The 279-nt window shown below is 72.4% G+C and carries 1 protein-coding gene; it reads left to right on the top strand.

Features of this window, described 5'->3' with window-relative positions:
- The coding region (locus tag IG99_RS43855) for a VOC family protein (protein ID WP_037684648.1) at positions 1 to 279 on the top strand (279 nt) is incomplete at both ends.

Below are 279 nucleotides of genomic sequence, written 5' to 3'. Positions count from 1 at the left end.
CTGCGGGCCCTCGGTGCGACGCCCGCCGACGTGGGCCAGGGCGATGTGCCGTGGACGGTCCTCGCCGACCCGGAGGGCAACGAGTTCTGCGTGCTGGAGCCTCGGGAGCGCTACCGGGACACCGGACCGATCGCCGCGGTGGTGGTCGACTGCGTGGATCCGCGGGCCATGGCCCGGTTCTGGGGCGAGGCGATGGACTGGACCCTGCACGAGGTGACCGACGATCAGGCGGTGTTGCGCTCCGCCAAGGGCGTCGGCCCGTATCTGGAGTTCCTCCGC

Origin of the sequence: Streptomyces griseus subsp. griseus, assembly GCF_000720255.1 — a bacterium.
Taxonomy (GTDB): Bacteria; Actinomycetota; Actinomycetes; order Streptomycetales; family Streptomycetaceae; genus Streptomyces; species Streptomyces griseus_I.
The sequence above is the reverse complement of the archived record's forward strand: the minus strand, read 5'-3'. Positions and strand labels throughout refer to the sequence as shown.